This is a genomic window from Brochothrix thermosphacta DSM 20171 = FSL F6-1036, from assembly GCF_036884295.1.
GTDB classification, from domain to species: Bacteria; Bacillota; Bacilli; order Lactobacillales; family Listeriaceae; genus Brochothrix; species Brochothrix thermosphacta.
Genome location: NZ_CP145608.1, coordinates 2,200,114 through 2,223,882 on the forward strand (window position 1 = coordinate 2,200,114; position 23,769 = coordinate 2,223,882).

General features: G+C 36.3%; 24 protein-coding genes and 2 riboswitches. Of the genes, 10 read left to right on the forward strand and 14 right to left on the reverse strand.

Translation table 11 applies throughout. The annotated features are described in order from the left end of the window. Positions 1-13: 13 nt before the first annotated feature. From V6S17_RS10955 to V6S17_RS10965, 3 genes are all read right to left on the reverse strand, one after another. Positions 14-1,327, reverse strand: coding sequence for an APC family permease (locus tag V6S17_RS10955; RefSeq protein ID WP_029091710.1), 1,314 nt, complete (start codon positions 1,325-1,327; stop codon positions 14-16). Positions 1,328-1,436: 109 nt separating this feature from the next. Continuing rightward, a complete protein-coding gene (gene rpoN / locus V6S17_RS10960) occupies positions 1,437-2,756 on the reverse strand; it encodes an RNA polymerase factor sigma-54 (protein WP_029091709.1) in 1,320 nt (439 codons plus the stop codon). Positions 2,757-2,873: 117 nt separating this feature from the next. Beyond that, a complete protein-coding gene (locus V6S17_RS10965) occupies positions 2,874-3,380 on the reverse strand; it encodes a PadR family transcriptional regulator (protein ID WP_051535985.1) in 507 nt (168 codons plus the stop codon). 224 nt (positions 3,381-3,604) lie between these two features. On the opposite strand from V6S17_RS10965, the gene V6S17_RS10970 reads away from it, so the two are divergent. Next, positions 3,605-4,111 (forward strand): VanZ family protein, encoded by a 507-nt coding sequence (locus V6S17_RS10970; RefSeq protein ID WP_029091708.1) that lies wholly within the window; start codon positions 3,605-3,607, stop codon positions 4,109-4,111. A 357-nt stretch (positions 4,112-4,468) separates the two neighbouring features. Here V6S17_RS10970 and V6S17_RS10975 read toward each other — a convergent pair whose 3' ends face one another. The 3 genes from V6S17_RS10975 to V6S17_RS10985 all read right to left on the reverse strand — a co-directional run bounded on the left by V6S17_RS10975 (position 4,469) and on the right by V6S17_RS10985 (position 6,553). Next, entirely contained in the window at positions 4,469-5,005 is a 537-nt protein-coding gene (locus V6S17_RS10975; protein ID WP_029091706.1) for a chromate transporter, read from the reverse strand. After that, positions 5,002-5,562 carry a chromate transporter gene (locus tag V6S17_RS10980; RefSeq protein WP_029091705.1) on the reverse strand — a complete coding sequence of 187 codons (561 nt, stop codon included), beginning with the start codon at positions 5,560-5,562 and terminating at the stop codon, positions 5,002-5,004. The genes V6S17_RS10975 and V6S17_RS10980 overlap by 4 nt, the downstream gene beginning before the upstream one ends. Positions 5,563-5,698: 136 nt before the next feature. Continuing rightward, on the reverse strand, positions 5,699-6,553 hold the full coding sequence (locus V6S17_RS10985) for a DUF2653 family protein (RefSeq protein WP_029091704.1): 855 nt from the start codon (positions 6,551-6,553) through the stop codon (positions 5,699-5,701). Between the two features lie 203 nt (positions 6,554-6,756). Further along, a riboswitch (SAM riboswitch) is annotated at positions 6,757-6,868 on the forward strand. Between the two features lie 82 nt (positions 6,869-6,950). On the opposite strand from V6S17_RS10985, the gene V6S17_RS10990 reads away from it, so the two are divergent. The 3 genes from V6S17_RS10990 to V6S17_RS11000 are packed head-to-tail and all read left to right on the forward strand — an operon-like array spanning position 6,951 to position 9,471. Next, positions 6,951-7,766 carry a MetQ/NlpA family ABC transporter substrate-binding protein gene (locus tag V6S17_RS10990; protein WP_029091703.1) on the forward strand — a complete coding sequence of 272 codons (816 nt, stop codon included), beginning with the start codon at positions 6,951-6,953 and terminating at the stop codon, positions 7,764-7,766. Positions 7,767-7,793: 27 nt separating this feature from the next. Next, on the forward strand, positions 7,794-8,816 hold the full coding sequence (locus V6S17_RS10995) for a methionine ABC transporter ATP-binding protein (RefSeq protein ID WP_029091702.1): 1,023 nt from the start codon (positions 7,794-7,796) through the stop codon (positions 8,814-8,816). Further along, entirely contained in the window at positions 8,809-9,471 is a 663-nt protein-coding gene (locus V6S17_RS11000; protein ID WP_029091701.1) for a methionine ABC transporter permease, read from the forward strand. The genes V6S17_RS10995 and V6S17_RS11000 overlap by 8 nt, the downstream gene beginning before the upstream one ends. Positions 9,472-9,523: 52 nt before the next feature. Here the strand turns inward: V6S17_RS11000 and tenA are convergent, their stop codons facing one another. The 4 genes from tenA to manA form a co-directional block, all read right to left on the reverse strand. Beyond that, a complete protein-coding gene (gene tenA, locus V6S17_RS11005) occupies positions 9,524-10,195 on the reverse strand; it encodes a thiaminase II (protein WP_029091700.1) in 672 nt (223 codons plus the stop codon). A 118-nt stretch (positions 10,196-10,313) separates the two neighbouring features. Continuing rightward, positions 10,314-10,417, reverse strand: a riboswitch (TPP riboswitch). Positions 10,418-10,461: 44 nt separating this feature from the next. Beyond that, a complete protein-coding gene (locus V6S17_RS11010) occupies positions 10,462-11,148 on the reverse strand; it encodes an N-acetylmannosamine-6-phosphate 2-epimerase (protein ID WP_198400967.1) in 687 nt (228 codons plus the stop codon). 351 nt (positions 11,149-11,499) lie between these two features. Then, complete coding sequence (locus V6S17_RS11015) at positions 11,500-12,123, reverse strand: LysE family translocator (RefSeq protein ID WP_029091698.1); 624 nt, start codon at positions 12,121-12,123, stop codon at positions 11,500-11,502. Positions 12,124-12,139: 16 nt separating this feature from the next. Then, a complete protein-coding gene (gene manA, locus V6S17_RS11020; protein WP_029091697.1) occupies positions 12,140-13,102 on the reverse strand; it encodes a mannose-6-phosphate isomerase, class I in 963 nt (320 codons plus the stop codon). 139 nt (positions 13,103-13,241) lie between these two features. Between manA and V6S17_RS11025 the strand changes: the two genes are divergently transcribed. From V6S17_RS11025 to V6S17_RS11050, 6 genes are all read left to right on the forward strand, one after another. Beyond that, entirely contained in the window at positions 13,242-16,073 is a 2,832-nt protein-coding gene (locus V6S17_RS11025) for a sigma-54-dependent transcriptional regulator (RefSeq protein ID WP_029091696.1), read from the forward strand. A 196-nt stretch (positions 16,074-16,269) separates the two neighbouring features. After that, positions 16,270-16,704 carry a mannose/fructose/sorbose PTS transporter subunit IIA gene (locus tag V6S17_RS11030; protein WP_029091695.1) on the forward strand — a complete coding sequence of 145 codons (435 nt, stop codon included), beginning with the start codon at positions 16,270-16,272 and terminating at the stop codon, positions 16,702-16,704. Next, a complete protein-coding gene (locus V6S17_RS11035; RefSeq protein ID WP_029091694.1) occupies positions 16,705-17,190 on the forward strand; it encodes a mannose/fructose/sorbose PTS transporter subunit IIB in 486 nt (161 codons plus the stop codon). 34 nt (positions 17,191-17,224) lie between these two features. Further along, positions 17,225-18,034, forward strand: a complete 810-nt coding sequence (locus tag V6S17_RS11040) for a PTS mannose/fructose/sorbose transporter subunit IIC (protein WP_269461287.1) — start codon at positions 17,225-17,227, stop codon at positions 18,032-18,034. 16 nt (positions 18,035-18,050) lie between these two features. Next, positions 18,051-18,896, forward strand: a complete 846-nt coding sequence (locus V6S17_RS11045) for a PTS mannose transporter subunit IID (protein ID WP_029091692.1) — start codon at positions 18,051-18,053, stop codon at positions 18,894-18,896. 107 nt (positions 18,897-19,003) lie between these two features. Continuing rightward, on the forward strand, positions 19,004-19,459 hold the full coding sequence (locus V6S17_RS11050; protein WP_029091691.1) for a YobD family protein: 456 nt from the start codon (positions 19,004-19,006) through the stop codon (positions 19,457-19,459). A 58-nt stretch (positions 19,460-19,517) separates the two neighbouring features. Here V6S17_RS11050 and V6S17_RS11055 read toward each other — a convergent pair whose 3' ends face one another. The 4 genes from V6S17_RS11055 to V6S17_RS11070 all read right to left on the reverse strand — a co-directional run bounded on the left by V6S17_RS11055 (position 19,518) and on the right by V6S17_RS11070 (position 23,759). Further along, positions 19,518-19,808, reverse strand: coding sequence for a hypothetical protein (locus V6S17_RS11055; protein ID WP_029091690.1), 291 nt, complete (start codon positions 19,806-19,808; stop codon positions 19,518-19,520). A 111-nt stretch (positions 19,809-19,919) separates the two neighbouring features. After that, positions 19,920-22,079: a lectin-like domain-containing protein gene (locus tag V6S17_RS11060; RefSeq protein WP_338515870.1), complete on the reverse strand. Its 2,160-nt coding sequence runs from the start codon at positions 22,077-22,079 to the stop codon at positions 19,920-19,922. Positions 22,080-22,088: 9 nt separating this feature from the next. Beyond that, positions 22,089-22,748 carry an adhesive domain-containing protein gene (locus tag V6S17_RS11065; RefSeq protein ID WP_029091688.1) on the reverse strand — a complete coding sequence of 220 codons (660 nt, stop codon included), beginning with the start codon at positions 22,746-22,748 and terminating at the stop codon, positions 22,089-22,091. A gap of 159 nt (positions 22,749-22,907) precedes the next feature. Further along, on the reverse strand, positions 22,908-23,759 hold the full coding sequence (locus tag V6S17_RS11070; RefSeq protein WP_051457099.1) for a WxL domain-containing protein: 852 nt from the start codon (positions 23,757-23,759) through the stop codon (positions 22,908-22,910). Between the last annotated feature and the right edge of the window lie 10 nt (positions 23,760-23,769).

Here is a 23,769-nt window from a genome sequence, read left to right on the forward strand (position 1 = left end):
TGGGGATTTTTTTTTAATCTTTACGATGTATTAACCAATACAGTGGTAATCCTATTAAAACAATACCAATAGAAATTGCTACACCAACTAAATCAGCTGCAACTTGGCTCCAAATAATATAGACAGAGCCTAAGATTGCTACAATTGGTGTAAAAGGATACAGTGGCACTCGATAACTTAATTTAACGCCCTTATTACGTTTACGCATTATGAATACACCTATAAAAGCAAAAACATAAAATAGATAAATAACAAAAATACATATGACTGATAAATAATCAGCATCAAAGAATAACATCATTATAATTGAAAATAGCATAATTATTCCAATAGATACAATTGGTGTATTTGCTTTAGGATGTACATAAGCTAATTGTTTAGAGAATGGTAAATCATTTTCTTTTGCCATCGCATAAACAATACGAGGGAAAGTCATTATTTTACCATTTAAACAGCCTAATATTGAAATAATAATAGCAATATTAAGTAATTTCCCGCCGATATCACCAAATAACATTGTTGCAACAAAGGGAGCTGCTTTTTCACCTTCAGCGATAATCGTATCTGCAGGCAACATTTTATAAATTGCTAAGTTAATCATGATATAACAAAACATTACGACTAACAATCCAATAGTCATTGCTCTAGGCAATAATTTTTGTGGGTTTTTAAGTTCACCTGCCATATTAGATAATAAAATCCAACCATCATAGGCATACAATGTTGCTAAAATAGCCACACCAAAACTTCCAGTTGTAGTTGAGGTCGCCTGTGTTAAAACTTGACCAAGAGCCGCCTCGTCACCTTGTATTAATCCAAATACAATGATTGCAGCGATAGGAACCAATTTACAAACCGTTGTGATAATTTGGGCACTTGCACCATAACGTTTGTTGAGCATGTTTAAGAACATTACACCTACTGCTGCAATAATTGCAATCGGTATTTGCCATTGATCTCCTAGTCCGAAAAAATGAACCATTAATACTGCTAAATATAAACTTAACGATGCTATGATTGCAGGACCATAAATAATTATTTGCATCCAACCAGCCAAAAAGCCCCATACTTTACCATAAATATGGCTCATATAAATATAAAGACCACCTGTATATGGAAGTTGTGTACCAATTTCAGCAATTGTTAATCCAGCTGCGATTGTTAAAATCCCACCTGCCGCCCAAGCTGCTAATGCCATATTTGCACTTCCTACTTCACCTAATACAGAAGCAGGCTTAAAAAATACGCCTGAACCAATAATTGTACCAATAATTAGGGCTAGAGCAGACCATATCCCTAGTGTTGGTTTTAGTTCATTTTCTTTCATAGTTACCTCCACCTATTATTTTTGACTTGTAAAAAAACAATAGGTTGATTATATCATAGTTTGCACTGCCAAAGTATTTCCCTTTTATCCTTTTTATATGCAATTATTGCTAAAAGCGTTTTCGCTGTTGTGCAGAACCGATATGCAGCTGTGTACGGTACTTAGCAACCGTTCGACGTGAGATGACAATATCGCTTTTTTTCAAAAGATCCGTTATTTTCTGATCAGATAGCGGTTTTTTTGTATCCTCTTCTGCTATTATTACTTTAATCAATTCTTGAACCGTTTTATTCGAGATATTATTTTCCGAGACACCTTGAGTGAAAAATGAGCGCAATTCATAAATTCCAAAACTTGTTTCGAGATATTTATTATTAACTGTTCGACTAATTGTTGACTCATGCACGTCAATTTCTTTGGCCACATCCATAAATGTCATCGGTTGTAAGGGGTGATGTTCTTCGTTAAAAAAGGAGTGTTGTCTTTGCAGAATGGCTTCTGTCACTGCAGTTATTGTTGAAATACGTTTATCTAGCACTTGCTTAATCCAGTGATAGTCAGCTTGCTTTTGTTGCAAGTACTGTTGCACTTCACTTTCCGTTTCAGCCTTCATCGAGTCGAAATAGCTCGTATTGAATTGTACTTCCGGAATGCCTGAGTTGATTGGAATAATTTGCCATGCATCAGCAACTCTTGTAACCCGAACATCTGGTGATATATACAGATTTGTTTCTTCGTTAAATCGCTTTCCAGGATAGGGTGTGAGTGTTTTAATATAATCAGCAATTTTTTCAATTTCTTGTAGACTAATATTTTCAGAAATAGCAATTTTCTGCCATTTTTTTTGCGAGAACTCTTCAAAATGATTTTGAATGATTCTAAATGCGCTTTTAGGCGCGCGAATATCGCGATCGATTTGTAAACAAATACATTCACTCAATGACCTTGCACCTATACCGGCTGGATCCAGTTGTTGCAATAAGGTTAGCCCATTTTCAAACTCAACTTCAGTTGCATCGATACTATCACTTAACTCTTGATATGTAAATTTAAGGTAGCCGTTCTCATCTAAATTATCCACTAGAAACTGAACAATATCTCTTAACTTCATTTCGCGCATACTTAACATAACTTGTTCATGTAAAAATTGGGCTAAATTCTTTGTTTTTTCTGGAAGTTGTCCAATAACATCGTAATCATCGCTTGTATTTTTATACTGTTCTTTATACGTTTCTTTAAATCTATTCTTATCCAACACACTCTTTTGGTCCACAACAATATCCAAAAATGGATTTTCTAATGCTTTATCTTCAAGATAAGCTGTCAGTTCCTCTTTTGTATATTGCAAAACCGCAATTGCTTGTGAGAGTTCTTGTGTCATTTTTATCGTTTGACGTTGCTCTTGGAGATGTTTATGTTCTAAATTCATAGCTCCTCCTTCACTGTTAAACAGAGTAGTATAATCCCATCGTAATTTTATATGTAGTAATTGTCAATAAAAAATGAAGGTCGCCATGTGCGCAACCTTCATTTTGTGTATAAAATATTATAACTTTTTTATCATTTGTTTAGACCATTTACGAGCTAATTGCAACTCTTTCATCTCTGTTTCAATTAACCCATTAACGTGCTCATTAATCTCATGAGCTAAAATGGATTTTTTATAATTAATCAATATCGTTGTGTATTGAACATAATTCGCATAAATATTAACTGCATCGTAGCGGCTAATCCACTTAATGGCACTTAATTTCACTTTAAAATGCATCATATACAAATGTTTGAACTCGATTGGTTCAACCATTAATTTATTGAACTCCAGTCTGCCTTTTTCTGTAATTTGATAATCTTTTTTACTTTTCTCATTACTTTCATGAACGATAGCCTCAATCAGTCCTACTTCTGACAATTCATGTATCAATGGATATAATACGCCCCAACTAATTTTTTTAAAAGGCCCTAATACATCATTAAGCACGCTTTTCAGCAGATAACCATGCATATCTTTTTCCATCAGTGTTCCTAAAATAAACAGTGTGTATATTTTTTTCATCGGCAACATTCCTCCTAAAACCACATACGTTTTATTGAGTCTGCGATTTTTAAATTTTAAATCATTTTGAAATATGAAAAATACATTCCACCCATAATATGTTAAAATGAAGTGCCTTCACTATCCTCTCCTCTGGATAGATCGACTAGTTAACTAGTCTGATACTGTTTTACGAAATATATACTTAAAATGATAACGCCGAAAAGAGATAGGAGCGATTTTACATGAAAAAAAACAATGTTATTGGATTTACTTCTTTAATTATATTACTAGTTATTGCTGGAACAATTTTTTATTCTTCTTCTCAACCATATGGGAAACAAACACTTATTCCTGTTTTAGAGACATCTCTGTCTACAAAACCCTTCGAAGATGTATTAATGAAGGTGGAATTTACTTACGGAAGTCAACCCGTTAGTATTGCTAAAGGGGGGTATTATCATTTCATTGAATTTTTTATTCGTAAAGCAGCACACTTTTCAATCTATTTTATTATGGGAATGATTTATATCTTAATTTTACATTCTTTCAGGGTTAAAAAGCAACTGATTTGGGTGTTATCTCCTATTACTTTAAGCCTGTTTGCAGTGACTGATGAATGGCACCAATCATTCACAGTAGATAGAACACCTCTTGTTTCTGACGTTATATTAGATAGCATTGGTGCTTTATTAGGTATACTATTAATGATTATTATCTTAAGAATCAGAAAAAAACGTCAACTTTCCTAGTATTTGAAAGACATGAAAACGGAAACAACCTGTTTGGTATTAAAGATATTGGAGAAAAATGAAGTAGGTTATCTATACCTAATGATTTTTTGAAATAGCTGAAAATATCGGTTGTTGACGTTGGAGAAAAATCAGAATGATAACAACCTGTTTGGTATTAAAGATATTGGAGAAAAACTCACTCATTAAACGTAAAATGAAAGTATCTTCAACCTTGTCAAAATAACGATTATTTAGAATACAAAAAAGAGGGCGTGTTAGATTAGGAATTTTAAGTCCCACTCTAACACGCCCTCTTTTTTATCATTATGAACATTCACAAAAGAATACGTGTTCTGCTTCTGTTGCAAACAAGTTTTATAACAGTGGTAATATAAGTCCACCATATACAAAGGCACCTAAAATAACCAAGGCTGGATGGTATTTCATTTTTTCTAACGCAATATAACTGATGATTGCAAGAATTACAAATTGAATCCAGCCTAGTTGTACGATTGATGTTTTACCCATCGTATAGGTCACACTGAACATTAACATTGCAACAACAGGCTGTACCATTAACATAATACCTAACATTACTTTTGATTTTTTATATTGATCTAGTTTTTTAAAGATCACAATAAAAATAATCGCTGAAGGTAATACTGTAGCGATAATCGCAACAATTGAACCAAGTATTCCCATCACAGGATAACCGACTGAAACTGCTAATTTAGTTGCAATTGGGCCTGGTAAAGCATTAGCTAAGGCAATTCCATTTGAAAAGTCGCTTTGACTCATCCACTGATGTTTTTCTACTTCATGAAACACTAATGGGATTGATGCGGGACCACCACCATAACCAAAAATATTTGCTGTGAAAAATGACTTAAATAATTCCCAAAGTACGATCATTTCTTTTTACCTCCAATCAAGCGGTAATGTTGTGAACCGTATAGAGTAAATAGAATAATGACCAATGCTGGATGAATATAGTACAGTAATATCCCTGCAACTGCACATGCTATAAGCGTTAATATCATACCCAAACCATTATATGCCGTCTTAGCAAAACGATAACCCATCAGTAATAACATCACCACAACCACTGGGGTTACTGCAGCGATAACGCCTTGAACAATTGGTGAGTCATTCAATACTGTTGCAGCTGATAATAAAGCAATCATTGCAATTGTACTTGGTAATAGATGCCAAAAAACTGCCCATATTGCGCCTAAAGTTTTTTTCCGTTCATATCCTAAGTAAGCTGCCACTTTTGTTGCGATTGGGCCTGGAAGAACATTAGCAATCGCAAGCGAGTTATCAAAGTCTGCACTACTCATCCATTTATATTTATCTACTATCTCATGTTGAAATAGCGGCATAACGGAGGGTCCTCCTCCAAAACCTAATATTCCTGTTCGTAGCATAATCATCATTAAATCTTTATACTCTGTATCTTTTTGTTTCATACATCGCACTCCTATCAGTTGTTCGTATGTCTATTCTAGCACTGTCATTGTTAAAATAAAAGGAATCTAAAGAATTCAAAAAACGCCACAAACGGATATATTTACATCCATTTGAGACGTTTTCTTTTACTTTATTTTAGCTTAAAGTTGCTGTAATACCTTTATCCTCAGAGAAATTAAGTTTAATCCCCATATTAGGATTTAAGTCAGTTTCTTTCTCTGCCCAGTAACGAATAGCTTGAACTAATGAGAAATGGTCAAGTGATTGAATAACACTGCCCGATTTATTAAGAACATCAGCACCAAAGCCTTGTCGCTCATCATAAGTTAATGATACTTGCATTTCATACATATTAATTTGTTTTTCGTATGAGAAGAAGTCAATTACCGCGTTTGAAATGTTATCTTCATCTAAAACAATACCAGTTTCAGCTTCTGCAGTCGCAGCGCCACCACCCATAGCATTTTGATAATTAGTTTGAACGTCTTGATCACGATCCATTTGGCGACTATCTGAGTATCCACCAGCTGTTGCTTGCGCTTTTTTATTTTGACGTATACGTGAAATAATCATAAATACTAAACGAATAATAATAATAATCGCTAATACATTAATAATCATTCCCAAGATGTTTCCGAAACCACCCATATTTGCTAGCATACCACCAAATAGCATTCCTGCTAAACCTCCGAGCATCATCCCACCTAGGAATCCACCAAAACGACTTTTAGCTTGTGCTTTATTCGCTGTAACAGCTTTATTTGTAGCGGCACGATTTGTATTTGTTCGGTTTGTGTTACTCTTCACACGATTGCTATTAGTGTTATATGAACGATTGCTCGAACGGTATCCACCACCACGCATTTTTGCACTTACAGTTGTAACGGATGTTGTTTTATATTGATCAGGTGTGACAAAGTTAATAGCTTGTGTCCCTACCGGTGACATCATAATAACAACGGCCATCATAATACTTATTAATTTCTTCAAAATCTTCCCCCTCTATTTCTTTGTGTCTGACTTTATTTTACCATCTTTTTATACCTGACTCAAAAGATATGTATCCGTTATCATCAAAAACACAGTTAGTAACTTTTTTCAAATTGTTATTGACTGAATATTCGAAAGAGATTGACTTATTATCTTTTTATAGCTATACTCATATTTATCAAAGTTTAATAAACTAAATAAATTTCTTATCCAGAGTGGTGGAGGGACTGGCCCTATGAAACCCGGCAACCTGTCAATTTAATTTGATGAGGTGCTAAATCCAACACAATCTTCATAGATTGTGATAGATGAGAGAAGTATGTCCACTGCCAACTTCTCTTTTAGAGAAGTTTTTTTTATTATCTTTTTTCAAAACATATCCTAGGGGGAAATCATTATGCATAACATCAAAAAATCAGTAGGCTTTATCTTTATTTTAGTAGCAGTTTTCACTCTAACTGCTTGTGGTAACAGTAGCAAAGCACTTGATGATAAAAGAATTACAGTCGGTGTAACGGGTGGACCCCATGAGCAAATCATGCAAGAAGTTGCTAAAGTTGCTAAAAAAGATGGCGTAACGGTGAAACTTAAAGTATTTAGTGATTACAACACACCCAATACGGCTTTAGATCAAGGGGAATTAGATGCAAATAGTTTCCAAACTTTACCCTTTTTAAAAAACCAAGTTAAATCAAAAGATTTTAAAATAACGGAAGCTTTCAGCACAGTAGCATTTCCACTTGGTATCTACTCAGATAAACTTAAAGATTTAAAAGATCTCAAAAAAGGTGATAAAATCGCTGTTCCTAATGATCCTGCAAATGAATTGCGTGCGTTACAACTTTTTGAAAAAGCTGGCATCATTAAACTTGATAAAAACGCTGGCGAAAATACAACTAAAAAAGATGTTGTTGAAAATAAACTTGATTTGCAAATTGTTGAACTTGACGCTGCACAAATTCCAGCTCAATTAGGTGAAGTAGCTGTTGCTGCTATTAATACAAACTTTGCAATGGGTGCTGGGCTTAACATTAAAGATAATGCTATTTACCACGAGCCATTAGTTAAAAACCCATATCCTAACTACTTTGTTGTTCGTACCGAAAATAAAGATGATGCTATTGTCGCAAAACTTAAAAAGTATTATCAATCTGATGATGTGAAAGAATTTATCGCAAAACAATTTAAAGGTTCGGTTGTTCCAACTTGGTAAATGACTGTATTACTGGAGGCGTAAGGCATGATTGAATTAAAAAACATTACGAAAAATTATAAAGTTGGTAAAAAAACAATCAACGCATTAGATAACGTTTCTTTAAGTGTTCATAAAGGTGAAATTTATGGCGTGATTGGTTATAGTGGCGCTGGTAAAAGTACTCTCATACGTTGTATCAATCTATTAGAAACACCGACTGAGGGTGAAGTTTTTGTTGACGGTATCAAACTAAATGATTTAAATAAAAATGACTTACAACAAACACGTCAAAAAATCGGAATGATTTTTCAAGGTTACAATTTACTTACAACTGCAACTGTATATGATAATGTGGCTATTCCATTGAAACTCGCAGGGTTATCAAAAGATCTTATCCAACAGCGCGTTAAGAAATACTTAGAAATCGTTGGTTTAAGTGATCGAGCGTCAGCTTTTCCTGCACAGTTATCTGGTGGGCAAAAACAACGTGTAGCGATTGCACGTGCCCTTTCACATGAACCAGAAATTTTATTAAGCGACGAAGCAACAAGTGCACTTGATCCCACTACAACAGAGTCTATCCTTGATTTATTGTTAGAAATAAACCAGGAGCTAGGCCTAACCATCTTTTTAATCACGCATGAATTAAGTGTTATTCAGCGCTTGTGTGATCGTGTTGCGGTGATGCAAGATGGACAAATTGTAGAACAAGGGCCTGTCGTTGATGTGTTTACACAGCCGCGTTCAACTATTACCAAAACATTCGTTCAAGATTCGGCAAAATACAAATTGCCTGCTAAATTTTTGCAAACTTTACCAGAAGAAGGCGTTCTTATCCATTGTACTTTTGTTGGTATTTCATCAACTAAACCAGCATTAGCACATGTAGCAACTACTTTTGGAGTGGTACCTAATATCATTGCTGGTGGAATTGATCAATTTAAAAATGAATCCGTTGGCAATCTTCTGGTTCATTTAGAGGGCGAACCAGACAAAGTAACTGCAGCAATTAATTATCTGAGTGGTCAAGGAATTATTGTGAAGAAAGAAGGTGAAATCAATGGCTAATTTTTTTAATGAATGGGGTCCCACTTTACTCGATGGTTTAGCTGCGACGATTCAGATGACCGTGATTTCCCTACTGATTTCAATTATTCTCGGCGTCCCTTTAGCTATTCTACTTGTACTAACACGTAAAGGTGGTTACGCGGATAGTCCTGTCGCATACGCTATTTCAAATGCTGCTATCAACGTTATTCGATCAATCCCTTTCATCATATTGCTATTCTTTCTACTCCCTTTTACAAAGGTCGTAGCTGGCACAACGATTGGCGTCCAAGGTGTTATCGTTCCATTAGTTGTCTATTGTGCGCCTTATATTGCACGTTTGATTGAATCTGCATTATTAGAAGTCGATAAAGGTGTTGTTGAAGCGTATCAATCCATGGGTATCTCAACTTGGAAAATCATTTGGTTTGTGGTGGTTCGTGAATCCCGTTCATCGATTGTTTTAGGTTTAACAATTGCTACTATTGGTTTGATTGGCGCAACTGCTATGGCTGGCTTTGTAGGCGCTGGCGGTTTAGGTGACCTTGCTTATCAATTCGGTTATCTTCGCTTCCAACCTAACATGATGTATGCCACCTTAATTTTGTTGATTGTGATTGTACAAATTATTCAATCTCTCGGCAGCTTAATTGCTCGTCGTTTGAAAAAAAATTAATAAAAAATCGCACGGTAGACGTAAAACACGTCAGCTGTGCGATTTTTTTCACTTACTTTTCTGATGGCCATTGTTCTCCGGCATAAGCCATTTCCCAAAATGCCAATTCATACTCCTTAGCCCGTTTAAATGCATCGCGCATTTTTTCCTTTTCCGCTTCACTACTTAGTTCGGCTAAACGATTTAACAAATCAATTTGTACTTGAGTCTCTTTCTGAAATAGCTCGCTACCATAGTTTTCCAGCCAACTAGCATACAAGGGGTTCACTGGTTTACTGTCCCGATAATAAGACCCAATATCTGCATAAAGCCAATAACAAGGAAGTAGTCCAGCAATCGTTTGCCCTAAACTTCCTGCCATCGCCACACGATATAAATGTGATGTATACCCATATGCTGTTGGTAATGGACGAATATCAGTTTGTATTGTTGTCGACATCCCTAATAAACGAGCATGCTCCGTGTGCATTAACATCTCTGCTGCAATTGTTTCTTGTGCTTGCTTCAATAACATATGAGTAACAGCTGTTTCTTCTGCTTGAACTGCTGCTAGCGCATGTATTTTACTATAATGGTTTAGATAATACATATCCTGCACTAAATACCGTTTAAATGCTTCTTCTGGTAATGTTCCTTCTGCTAGTTCGACTACAAAAGGATGTGTCATGCTTTTTTCCCAACTCTTTGCTGTCATGACTTTTAACTCGTCTGTGAACAATGTCATTTTCTGATCCCCCTTTAATTAAGCGTAAAAAAACAACCACCTTCTAAAAAGAGAAAGTGGTTGTTTTTGTATGCGAAAAAACGGCTAAACACCAGCTGTTAAACAGAATGATGTTCCATACGAGAACAAGCCACATTCCTTCCGCTGGTACTAACCAGATCAAGTCAAAGGGTTGAGGACAATGTCCAATCTCAGCTTATCTAAGCTCCCCTAGTGGTGTTTATTTACTGCTTCATCTTAGCATGTTCATTCTAATCATTCAATCGTTATCTTTTTTCATTCATTTTCGTTACAAATTTTTCTGTAATAAGTTGTGGACGCGTAATTGCGCTTCCAACAACAATAGAATGAACACCTAATTGTTTACACTGCTGTGCTTTTTCAGGTGTATCAACATTACCTTCTGCGATGACAGGTAGTGTACATTTCTCAATAATTGTTCGTAGTTTTTCAAAATGATTAGCTGCCAAATCATGACCTTCAGATTCAGCTGTGTACCCAATCAATGTTGTCGATATACAATCAAACCCTAACGATTCAGCATTAAGGGCTTCATCTACTGTAGCAATATCTGCCATTAGTAATATATCAGGATAATTCAACTTAATTTTAGAGACTAATTCTGCTAAACTTTCACCATTCGGTCGTACTCGGCTAGTCGCATCTAAGGCAATCATTTCACAACCTGTTGTCATTAATTCATTAACTTCTAACATTGTGGCTGTAATAAATACAGGGGAGTCCTCATAGTCCCGTTTGATAATTCCTACAATGGGTAAACTTGTTGTCGCTTGAATTGCTATAATATCAATTACTGAATTTGCCCGAATACCAACTGCCCCACCTTGCTCAGCTGCAACTGCTAAACGGCTCATAATGTAAGAACTATGTAAGGGTTCATTTTCTAACGCTTGACATGACACGATTAAACCGTCTTTTACCTTTTTTAACATCGTCATTTTCATCCGCCTCCATTACCTTTTCACTACACTTCTTCACAGCACTCTCTGACGCCATTTTTTTCACGTTACTGTATCACTACTCAAAAATGTTTTCACACACTAAATATAACGATTGCAATCGCTTTCGTCAAATTATAACTGTCACTACTGACCTATTAATGGTGAAAAATTCGAGCTGAAATACATACTGCAAAAAACAGATATTAGAAGATACTTTTGAAGATAAATTCAATGTGAGACCTGAAAATTAAACTGAAGTATATGTCGTTGACTTTAATGCCTGTCTTCAATACTCCAACTAAAAAAGGTAATGGTACGCTTAAAAGATTGAGGATCCTTTCACTATTTACTTGCAAATAATTTAATGCCTAATAGCACTAAAATGCTGCCCATAATTTTATTCAAATAGTGTGAAATACTTTGATTTTTTTGTAGTTTCCCACTCAAAACACCTGCTATGCTTGCAATAACAACACTCCATATGAAACCTGTCATTGTAAAGGTAAACCCCAACAAAACAAATGTTAAGGCCGTACTATCAGAAGGATTAATAAATTGTGGTATAAATGATAAGAAAAACAAGGCTACTTTCGGATTCATCACATTTGTCAACATCCCTTGAACAAAGAGTGTGCGTTTATTAGAGCCCCCACTGATGTGTTCGATATTTCCAAATTGACTTTTATCACGGAACATCTTAACGCCTAAATAAATTAAATAGGCAGCACCTAACCATTTTACAATCGTAAACGCAACAATGGATTTTACGAGTAGCAAACTCAATCCTAAAGCTGCCAACAACGTATGTATAATTGTACCTGCCGTTATGCCTAACGCGGAGTATAACCCTGCTGACCTGCCCTGTGACATGCTTCGACTCAATATGTACATTGTGTCCGCTCCTGGTATTAAGTTCAATAATACACATGTGAGCACAAACGTTCCATAATCAATAATACCGAACATCGCTTTTCCTCCTTATTTAACTGTTCTTTTCGCCAGGAGTAGAAGCAATGATTTCCATGTTACCTTTTAATTTCCATGTTGTTACATCAGTCGGTAAAACTAAGTGATCGCCTGCTTTTAAATCGTACGAATCGTCATCAATTCTGATATGTCCTGTACCTGAAATAACACTTATTAATGTATACGGTCCAGTTGCATTCATTGTTGCAGCACCACGTACTTCCCATTTAAAGACGTTGAAATAAGGGCTTTCTACCAATGTAATCATGCTCATGTTTTCTGATATTACCTTTTTCATAGGCATTTCTTCAACATGATGCGGTACTGTAGTTACGTCTAATGATTCTGTAATTTGTAAAGGACGCGTTTTACCAGTTGCTTCTTCCACACGATCGTAATCATATAAACGATACGTTGTATCACTACTTTGTTGTGTTTCAAGAATAACAATTCCTGCTCCAATCGCATGAACTGTTCCACTTGGTACATAATAAAAATCGCCTGCTTTAACGGGAATAGAGTGTAGTAATTTATCCCATTCACCACTTGATGCTAACTTTTCAAATTCTTCTTTTGTTTTTGCATTGTGTCCATAAATAATTTCTGCACCTGGCTCAGCTGCAATCACATACCAACATTCAGTTTTTCCTTGTTCGCCTGCATGTGCTTTACCATATTCATCATCAGGGTGAACTTGAACAGATAAATCTTCGCTAGCATCTAATATTTTAGTTAATAATGGAAATTCAGCTTGCGTTGATCCACCAAAATATTCACGGTGTTTTTCCCATAGACTTGAGAGCGTTTCTCCTTTGAGGCTACTATTTAAGACTTTGGCGTCACCATTTTTATGTGCGCTAATCCCCCATTTTTCACCCATTTTACCTTTGCCGTCTCCGTAACCAAATAATTCATGAAGTTTTTTCCCACCCCATATTTTTTCATGTACTTCTCCGTCTAAAAAAATCGGTTCTTTCATTTTTTTACGCCCCCTATTTATAATAAGACAGTATCGCCTCTGCTTTTAGTAAACGCTGTCTTTTTTTTAATACTCTTATTATCAGAATATCTTTTTTCATGGTAAAATACAAGTATCATAGGGTAAGGGGTGTTCTAATTTGAAAAGAAATGAGCGTATTTTAGCACAACTCGAAATGCTTTCTGTTTCGCTATCGTGGAATGATTTAAAAAAGAATGGTGGTATAACAGCATTACAAATTGCTGAATCTGTTGAAATACAGCGTAATAATGTGAGTGCTGACCTAAACCAACTATTCCGTGAACATAAATTAATTAAAATTAACGGGCGTCCGGTCGGTTATTTAAGTTTGGCAACGGCTGAACGTTTACTCGGTACTTTGCCCGAACAAACCTTTTTTGATTCCCTCGCCGATTTTATTGCACTCGAACCTCATACACTTAATACAGACGAAGAAAAAACACCGTTTTCAGATTTAATTGGAGCAGATTCTAGCCTTCGTAATCAAGTTGAACAAGCTAAAGCGGCCATTCTCTATCCACCTAATGGATTGGATACTTTAATTGTTGGGCAAACTGGGGTTGGTAAGACATTATTCGCTAATATGATGTTCAACTATGCACGCCATATTGGCAAATACTCAGAAGATGCACCTTTCATTGTGTTCAACTGTGCTGATTATTATACAAACCCTCAACTGCTAATGTCACATTTATTTGGTCATGTTAAGGGCGCTTTTACAGGGGCAGATTCTGATAAGCGCGGTTTGGTCGAAAAAGCACACCGTGGTATTCTTTTCCTCGATGAAGTCCACCGCTTACCTCCAGAAGGTCAAGAAATGATTTTTTACCTAATGGATAATGGCGGTTACGCGAAATTAGGTGAAACTGAACGCACACATCATGCAGATGTATTAATCATTTGCGCCACTACAGAGAATCCTGACTCCTCACTATTAAAAACATTTGTACGACGCATTCCTATTATTATTACAATTCCAACTTTTGAAGAGCGCTCTGCTAAAGATAAAATTGATTTACTACGCTTCCTATTAACAACCGAAGCACATCGTATAAAAAAACCAATTGAAATTGATACTGAGGCCACAAAAGCTCTCATTGGGAACACTACCTACGGTAATGTTGGACAGCTCAAATCAAATATTCAATTAGTATGTGCCAATGCCTTTCTGCATTCTCTAAGAGAGGAAAAACTTTCTATCCGCTTCAAAGATTTACCTGCTGAAGTTAAAAATGGCTTCTTTCATCTAAGTGGCAATCGTGTTGAAATGCAGGAATTATCTGACCAATTACAAAGTGATGTTATCGTTATGCCTGATGGTAAAAATATTTCACTCATAAAAGACGACGCTTACGAGCCTGATTTTAATCTCTATAGTATTATTGAAGATAAAGTTGGTTTCATGGTCGATCAAGGAATTAAAGACGAAGAAATCAATCGCTTTATTGGTATCGATATTGATATACATCTCAATTCATTTTACGAAAAATTTCAAAACAACACACAATCACGTGAAAAGATGCTGAAAGTGATTAACGAGGATATTTTGAATTTCACCGAAAATATAAAATCAATGATTGAAGAAAGCTTACGTAAAAAACTAGATGAACGTTTTATCCTTGCTTTTGGTTTACACCTTACTGCCTTTCTGAAGCGTAATAAAGAGCATAAGATTGTGCGTTATGCCAATATCGAGAACGTTGTCCAAGAAATGTCAACTGAATACGAACTTTCTTTACAAATTAACCAAATGATTAAAACACACTTTTCTGTTTCTGTACCAATGATGGAAACTCTCTATCTAACCTTGCTGATTAATTCGCTTTTAAAAGATAATAAATCACAACGCGTTGCTATTTTAGTTGCCATGCATGGTAGCAGCACTGCAAGTAGTATGGTTAATGTCGTTAAAACTTTGCTTGGTGAAAGCAATATCCGCAGTATTGATATGCCTCTAGATCTCAGCCCAAAAAAGGTATTGGATGACATGAGGACAATTGTACGTGAAATAGACACAGGTAAAGGTGTTCTTTTAATGGTTGATATGGGCTCGCTCACTGGTTTTGGTGATATCTTAACCGAAGAGACAGGAATCCCTGTAAAAACGATTGATATGGTCTCTACGCCGACTGTGTTAGAAGCTGTTCGTAAAGCAACTATTATGGAAATGGAATTGGATACAATTTACCGTTCATTGAAAGACTTTCGTGGTTATGATAGCTACTTGGAAAAACCATTGGGTACTTCAACGGCCTTAACAACTGCAACACATTTCGATAAACCGACTGCTATCCTTAGTGTTTGTACTACTGGTGAAGGTACGGCTTTAAAATTACAATCATTTTTAGGTAACATTCTCGATAATATGGGTCGGAGCGATATTGAAATACTTGTCATGCCGCTTCATGAAGTGGCTCAGCGTAAGGAAGAATTAGAGCGTTATAACATTGTTGTTTCAGTGGGTATTGCTAATCCCAATGTCGGTGTGCCTTTTATCCCCTTGGAGCAATTATTTGATAATGAGGGTGAAGATATTATTGCACACTACTTTACTGCCTTCAACTCATCAATTCAACAACAGGTTAATAAACCATCGATGGTTTTACAAATGAGCGAAGAAAGCCTCAATGAATTCTTAACTTATTTAAACCCTTCAAAAATACTGCCGTTATTGCGCGCTTTTATCGATGATATCGAATTATTTGAAGAGATAAACCTCACTAATGGCCAAAAAATAAATATGATGGTTCATATTGGTTGTGCACTTGAACGTTGTGTTCTAAAGGAAACTTTGACTTATTACTCTAAACCAAGCCCTTCACAACTCAGCAAAGTCGTTGATTATCAAACGATTGCGCTACTCTTTTCAACCAGTCTACAGATTAAATTGCCTGACAGTGAACTATTTTATCTCATGGATATGATTGAAAATGTAAAAATCCAAAATTAGCAGTCGCACATTTTCGACAGTACAAGACACTATTCAAAGCATCCGCAGAATTAGTGTCTTGCACTGTCTTTTTTTGTGTCTTTTTTTACGAAACACTTTATGTGGTAACGTTTCCATACCCGTCAAAAAAGTTGGCACGAATCTTGCATTATATAAAGTGTAGACCAAATAAATAAAAAAAGATGAGGTGAGACAAATGACAGTTGCGATTGTTATAGGTACACATGGTGCCTCTGCTGAGCAATTATTACGCTCAACTGAAATGATTATCGGAGAACAAAGTAATGTTGGTTTTATCGATTTTATGCCTGGAGAAAATGCAGACACGTTAGTCGATAAATTAAACGAAGAAGCACAACAGCTTGATACAAGTGAAGGATTACTCTTCCTTGTCGATTTATTCGGTGGTAGCCCCTTCAACGCGGCGAGCCGTATCGTTATTGAAGATGAGAATGCCGATGTTGTAACTGGAGTCAGTATTCCAATGTTACTGGAAACATTTTCAATGCGTCCTAGTCAGACTTTAGTTGAATTAGTGCAAACAGCAATTACATCAGGTCAGTTCGGCATCAAATCCTTAAAAGAGAGTTTGTCGGGAGCTGCAGAAGAAGAGAATGAGGAGGAATTATAAATGATTATTAAATTAGCTCGTATTGATGACCGTCTAATTCACGGTCAAGTTGCCACTGTTTGGACAAAAGAAACAGGTGTAAACCGCATTATCGTTGTATCTGATGAAGTTGCTGCCGATACTGTTCGTAAAACTTTATTAACACAAGTTGCACCACCCGGTGTTAAAGCACATGTTGTTGATGTTTCAAAAGCATCTCGCGTGTACAACAATGCCAAATATGCAGATGATAAAGTCATGTTCCTTTTCACTAATCCAACTGATGTTGTACGTGTTATCGAAGATGGTATCGATATCACAAGTGTTAACATTGGTGGTATGGCATTCCATGAAGGAAAACAAATGGTTACAAATGCAATTTCTGTTGATGACACTGATATCGCAGCATTCAAAACATTGCATGATAAAGGAATTGAATTAGAAGCACGAAAAGTTGCTGCTGATCATAAAGTCAACATGATGACATTGCTTGATAAAATCAAATAAACTATTGTAGGAAAAGGAGGAAAATCTCATGGAAATTGGTACTATACAAATTATCCTGGTCTTTTTAGTAGCATGTGTTGCTGGTATGGGTTCCATCCTTGACGAGTTTCAAACGCATCAGCCCTTAATCGCTTGTACGCTAATCGGTTTAGTGCTTGGTGACATCTCTCAAGGTGTTATGATTGGTGCTTCACTTCAATTAATCGCATTAGGCTGGATGAACATCGGTGCAGCTGTTGCACCTGATACAGCTCTTGCTTCAATTATTTCAACAATCTTAGTTATCGGTGGTGGCCAAAGTATTGGTGCTGGTATCGCTTTAGCTATTCCGTTAGCTGCTGCTGGACAAGTATTAACTATCTTAGTTCGTACAATCACAGTAGGTTTCCAACATGCAGCAGATAAAGCTGCTGATCGTGGCGATTTAAATGCCATATCTCGATTGCATCTCACCGCACTATTATTACAAGCTATGCGTATCGCTATTCCAGCGGTAATTGTTGCTTACTCAGTCGGTACTGATACAATTAAAAACTTGCTTGACTCTATCCCTGATGTTGTTACTGGTGGTCTTGCTGTTGCCGGTGGTATGATCGTTGTTGTCGGTTACGCAATGGTTATCAACATGATGCAAGCCAACTATTTAATGCCTTTCTTCTTCTTCGGATTCGTTGTAGCGGCATTCACTCAGTTCAACCTAATTGCTTTAGGTGTTATCGGTGCCTTCTTAGCAATTATCTTTATCCAATTACACCCTAAATATTACAAAGATGGTAATAATGGCGGTGGTGGTGCAACTGCAAACGGCGCACCGGCGAATGATTTAGACGACGAATTAGACTAAGGAGGAGGAGACAATCATGGCTGAAAAAGTACAAGAGTTAGAAAAACAATTAACGAGTAAAGATATACGTAACGTCTTTTATCGAAGCAATGTCTTCCAAGGTTCATGGAACTTTGAGCGTATGCAAGCATTAGGTTATGCCTATGCTATGGTGCCTGCGATTAAACGTCTATATCCTGAAGGTTCACCCGAACGAGTTGCTGCGATTAAACGTCACTTAGAATTTTTTAATACGCATCCTTATGTCGGCGCTCCAATTATCGGAGTTACACTGGCGATGGAAGAACAACGCGCAAACGGCGCTCCAATTGATGATGGTGCCATCAACGGTATCAAAGTTGGTTTAATGGGACCTTTAGCTGGTGTTGGTGATCCCATTTTCTGGGGAACTTTACGTCCGGTAGCTGGTGCACTTGGTGCGTCACTTGCAATGAACGGTAGTATTCTTGGACCGATTGTATTCTTCGTATTCTTCAATGCTGTACGACTTTTCATCCGCTACTGGGGTGTATCTTACGGTTATAAAAAAGGATCTGCTGTTGTTGGAGACATGAGTGGTGGTCTCTTACAAAAATTAACAGAAGGTGCTTCAATTCTCGGACTCTTCATCATGGGAGCATTGGTTAATAAGTGGACCACGGTGAATATGCCATTCGTTCTTTCTAAAGTAAAAGGCGCAGATGGTAAAGTCGTTGAAACAACTGTTCAATCAATTTTAGATCAATTGATGCCTGGTTTAGTACCGTTACTCTTAACATTTGCATGTATGTGGTTATTGAAGAGAAAAGTTAATCCACTTTGGTTGATTTTCGGTTTCTTCGTAATCGGTATCCTTGGTTACTGGGTAGGTTTCTTAGCTTAAATAATTCTAAATTATCAAGCAGGTAAGGCGAGGTCGTACATCCACCTTGCCTTACCTGTTTTTATTTTATGCTATAATTAATACAACACAGACGGAGGTGTACTCACATGTCTCTTACCACTTTGTTTTTAGGAGGCTATGTCGTTCTTATCGTACTTTATCTCATTTATGATACGTTCATCATCGACATGCTAAAGGGAAAAACCAGTTTGACAATTCAATTGCGCAAACGTAATATCATGGATACACTCATTTTTGCTGCTCTCTTCTTAGTGATTTTTATCATCACTCTTTTCAAAGGTGGTAATATGACGGATGCTTATTTATTATTAGCATTAACAGTCCTTTACCTGATCCTTTCTTTTGTACGACAACCTAAAATCCGCTTTAAAAAAGAAGGTTTCTTTTATGGCAATTTCTTTGTTCGTTATGATGCCATTGACCAAATGAATCTTGCTGAAGATGGTATTTTAGCAATTATTGCCAATACTCGCCGTCATCTCATTTACGTACGTAATATGGATGATTTAGAGCGAATGCTCCCTTACTTTACACGACAATAAAAAAACAGTTTCTTAGAAGACATGTAACACTGCTCTTCTAGGAAACTGTTTTTTTATTTTAGAATTTAATCGCCTTTACTTTGACCACTTCTGTTGAAAGATCATCTAAACTTTCAATCACTAAGCGACATTGAATACTACTAGCTCGTCCTTGATGCCAATAATAAAGTAGTTGACCCGAATTAGTGATTTCTTCCACCATTCTCATTGTGTTCGTTGGACCTAATAACTTTGTTTCGAAACCACATGTGGTCATTTTTTTATTCACTTTTTTTAAGCTCGTAGCTGTGTTTACCGTTAATAATTCTTCAACTAATATCTGCAATTCTTCTTTTTTAGGTATCTCCATGATAACAACCTCCTGCTTTTATCCTTCTCTAGTGTATCAAAGGATACAACTAAAAAAAAGAGAATCATACGCCATCTCTTCATGAAGTTGATTCTCTTTTATACAAAGTGCTTAACTCGCTGGAGCATCGCTTAAAGTCCATTCAACGACACCTTTATAATCACCTGGCTTACCTTTACCCGCATCAATTAACAAGCGGAAGCCTTCTTTGTTTTCAGACCAGTTATCTGATAGATTATTTTCTACCGTCTTATTTTTCTCTTGATACAAACGCACAAACTCGTTATTCAACGATAGTCTTTTGCCATCAGCCGTGAAAAATTGAATGGCATCTGTTAATTCAGATTGATTATTATGCAATTGTTCAACCATCCGTGCGTTTAATTGCCACGTATCTTTTACAACTCTAGAATCTCTAATGGTCAACTTATTTTTGTAATTCACTAATGGGTATTTTTTTGTGGTCGGTTTAACAGTTAAATCCTTCCCAAAGTTTAGCTCTGCTGGTACTGATGCTAACTCTAGCCCCCCTTTGTATTTAACTGTTACGGTAGCATCGTCTCCTTTAAAATCATTGCCAAGCTCGTCTTTTCCAATTGCAGATAACCTATTTGTTATCGTATCAGTTGGTGGTACCTTCACTACTTTCACCTTGAGTTTAACGTTTTTTGTTTCACCTGCTGCTAATTCAGGAATACGCCAGGTAACTGTTTGGCCATCCACCGTTACACTAGAAGAACTTGAGACATATTTCAAACTATCTGGCAGCTTATCTGTCAGCACAACATCTTTCCATGCGCCCCTATTTTCAGCATTTTTTGCATTTAATGTATATTCAAATTCTTGATCTTTTGTCACTTCTTTTACATCTGTTGTTTTGTCGATTGTTGGTTCTGGGGTAGGAATTCTGTAATTGTTCAATTCCAATTTAGCGACACCTTGACTTTGATCTGCTTCAATCATGACAGGATGTGCTTCTTCATCTTTTAGATAACCAGGCAATGCTGTTTTTTCTTTTACCACATAGTTTCCCGGCGCTAAATAATTAACTTTGATTTGGCCTGTGGCATCCGTTTCAAGTTCATTGTTAATAATTTTACCATCTTGTTGTTCAAGTTGAAAAACAACGCCTGGCAATGGTTTTTTTATATCGCCATCTCTCTTGTTAACAATTAGATTTCCCGTACTTACATTTGCTTCATTTGATTCCCGAGCTGTCTCATAGTCCGCTTGATATGTTGCCGTATTTTTAATTTTACCCGGTTTTTTTACAGTTGCTTTAAATTCAATCGTTTTTTCATCACCAGGTAAAACATCTCCTAGTTGAATCGTACCTTTATTCCAAACTGTATCACTTTTTGATATACCATTTATCAATAAACTTCCTGTTTTAAAATCTAATCGATTATCTAAGGTATCTATAATTTGACCATTTAACGATTCAAAATAGTTCTCGTTTGAATTTTTCATTACGATTTTATAACCTACTGTGTCTCCTACTTTAACTGATACATCATCATTATAAGCAGTTGCTGTCGTATCGTTTTTTACTTGTTTAGATATTGTTGCCTCATTTTGTTCTGGCAAATTTACTAATGATACTGATTGGTAGTTTGTATAACCACCCGTGGAACCTGTAAAACCCCAATATACCATATTACCGCCAAAAGTTTTTGCAAGATTGTCAACTTTATAGATGATCGGTTTGTAATCATCTAAACTGTAAGTAAGCGTTTGTGTTTTACTATCCCAATTCACTTTAAGCTGTCGCCATGTGTCATTCGCTAAAATTTTGTTGTTACTATCTGCTATCTGCAAACCATAATGATCACCCGATTTATTACCATTGTCAATTCCCGGAACTTGTACGGCAATATGTCCTTTATTAACAGCTTTTTTTGAAACTAAACGGTCTGTCCCAGGATTTCTACCGGTGTTATAGTACGTATCTAATTCAAAAGCTAACGCATTTTGAATATAGGTACCTTTTTTAGCAGTTGCATAAGCACCTAAGCCAGCTCCCGCTTCGCCTAAGACATTTAATTTTCGCGGATCATTTTGGAATACCAAAGCCATACCATCTGCGCCTTTAGGGTTACCACCTAAATAAATTGCCATTTCCATTGAAAAATCTTTTTGCAAATCAATCGGTCTCTTATACCAAAGACCTCCCATTTGACTTTTTTCATCTTTGGTAACAACTACTTGCGATTTATTTTTATCGTGAATAAAACTATCTGTATTATTTACAATATGAAATGAACTCGCAATATTTAAATTTTATGGCGGGGGTGATTCTTGATTGGCCCTTGTTACTGCTCGTTTTTCAAGTGCTGCTAAATGATCATTTTCATCAATTACACTTTCATCATCCTCATCACTATTTGGAGGCACTGTTCCACTTGTACTCTCACTTTTTTCAGATTGTGGGGATTCATTTGGAGTTGAAGCGTCGGCTGTTTTTTGGGGAAGATTTTGAACAGCTGTTATTTTTTCATCTGCTGTTAACATTATATTATTCGCATCTTTAGCCACTGCAAAGGTAATTTCATTAGATACATTTGCACCCTCATTTTCTGACGTGTGTAATTGCAATTGATAAGTGCCTATTTTTTTCGCTTGCAACTGCAAACGACTATTCCCATCAAATGGTTCGAACGTAATGCGTCTATTTTTTTCATCATATTGTATTTTTTTACCTAATTCTTTTTTCTGTGCAACCCACTCAATACCATCTGGTAAATGGATTGAGGCTTTTTTTATCATTGGCGCCTTCGTTTTAACAGCTAATATAAAAGTGTCATTCATTTTTATGCTTTCGTCTAATAGCTCAATGTTGATAATTTCTTTTTCATTTGCTTTAACACTAATACTATCGGAAACGACTGACGAGATTAACAACATCACTGCTACAAAAATTACTGAAAAATGTTTCTTCATACGATTCTTCACTCCTATCTATTAAAAATACCTCTACTGATTGTTGTACTTTGAGCTAATCGTTACAAAAAAAGCAGTCACAGAATATTTTTCTCTGTAACTGCATCCTTCAACTGTCTAAATCATACTAGTACCGCAGCAATACACTATCTTTGTAGATTAGTCTTCGCCTTCTTCTTCACTACCGTTATCAGCAACTTCGGATAATGTCCATTTTAAAACTGAACGATATTCTGCTGCTGATTTGTTAGATTTGCCAGGAATTGCTAGTGTGACCGCATTGTTGCGTTTCACTGCAAACTCTGTTGGATCGTTACCTTCTTCACCAGGTTTCCAATCAGTACCATCAACAACAGTTGCTGCTGAGTTACCAAAATGATTTACCCATAAACCAGCACCTTCACCTTGGGCGGCAGACATTACAGACACTTCTTGACCAGGTACTAACTCAATTGATTTTGGTGCAGTGCTTGGCGCTTTAATTGTTGAACCTTCAACTGTCTTAACAGTTGCATTTTCTAAAGTAATCACCGCGCCTTCTAGTTCTTTACCTGCCGTAGATGTTAATTGTTGTTCTTGATTCACTGTTAAATTCCACCCTGCATCTGCCCCGCGGTTATCTGTAACTTGGACGTAGTGTGGGCGAAAAGAACTAACGCCATCACTCACAACTTCTTGTGCATATGCTGAGTATACTTCGTCTGTTGTTGTGATTTTGCTTGTTCCGAATTGTAAACTTGAAGCGAAATCAATACTTAATGGCCCCTGTGTTCCTGGATTTGGACCTCCAGGTTTTGTTGGATCTATTGGTCCAACGGGTTTACCTGGATTAGGATTTTCTGGATCAACAGGTTTTGTTGGTGTTGTATTTTCAACAAAGTTCACAACTGCATTAGATTCAAAACTTTGAGTAGCTGCTGCTTGCACATCTGTTGCATTTATAGCAACTACTGCTGCACCTAAAATTATTGCCGTTGCTACTGTTTTTCCTAATTCGCTTGTCATTGTCATTATACTAACT